Source organism: Pantoea sp. ACRSB, from assembly GCF_022346905.1.
In the GTDB taxonomy this organism is placed as follows: domain Bacteria; phylum Pseudomonadota; class Gammaproteobacteria; order Enterobacterales; family Enterobacteriaceae; genus Pantoea; species Pantoea piersonii.
On the sequence record NZ_JAKRNL010000032.1, the window covers coordinates 1 to 767 of the forward strand.

Genomic DNA, 767 nt, shown 5'->3' on the forward strand with positions numbered 1-767 from the left:
GCAGCACCTGGCACGGCTGGGACGGAAGTCGCTGTCGTTCTCAAAATCGGTGGAGCTGCATGATAAAGTCATCGGGCATTATCTGAACATAAAACACTATCAATAAGTTGGGACCATTACCAGAAAATGTGCTTAATTTTCAGGCCTGAACAGGGCCTGAATCCTGCAGACCTGAGATGTGCTGTAACCGGTGGCTTCAGCAGTTTCTCTTATGCTCAGTTTCTTGACATGGCGGTAGTACAGAACTTTCTGGTGTCGTTCAAGATCGGCCTGTTTGCCCCGGCATTTTCCCAGCGTATGTGCCCGTTCAATCCCCTGCTTTTGCCGCTGGCTGCGGCTCAGCCAGTCCTTATGCGACATCGCGGCCATCAGATCGATAAGCATGTTATTGATGGCGGTTATCACTACGCGGGTGATTGGATCAGCCTGCGAAGGGTCTTTATCTGACAGTGCCTGCCATGAGGTAGGCACATCGAGGCTGACAATCCGCAGCTCGTGTTGCTCGATTTGCTTTTTCAGCGTCATCCAGTCGCTGTTGCTCAGACGGGTCAGACGGTCTATCTGCTCGACCAGTAAAATATCATTGCGGTGACTGTCCATCAGTAAGCGCCCCAGCTCCGGGCGGTCAAGTTTTGTACCGCTGATGGGCTTTGTTGAATAAATCAGATTTCGGGTAAGTCTCCCCGTAGCGGGTTGTGTTTTCAGGCAATACGCACGCTTTCAGCCATACCTGCTTTCGTCATTTTGTTCAGCGCTCGTACCAGGGC

At 51.6% G+C, this 767-nt stretch carries 2 protein-coding genes and 1 pseudogene; 1 reads left to right on the forward strand and 2 read right to left on the reverse strand.

What is annotated here, in order from left to right:
• Positions 1–106 (forward strand): IS1 family transposase (locus MHZ89_RS22595; protein ID WP_000300949.1); only part of this gene is annotated, 106 nt, incomplete at its 5' end.
• A gap of 26 nt (positions 107–132) precedes the next feature.
• Here the strand turns inward: MHZ89_RS22595 and MHZ89_RS22600 are convergent.
• Positions 133–660 (reverse strand): annotated as a pseudogene (locus tag MHZ89_RS22600) (recombinase family protein); the annotation flags it as partial.
• 41 nt (positions 661–701) lie between these two features.
• A partial coding sequence (locus MHZ89_RS22605; protein ID WP_311784624.1) for a hypothetical protein occupies positions 702–767 on the reverse strand: 66 nt, incomplete at its 5' end.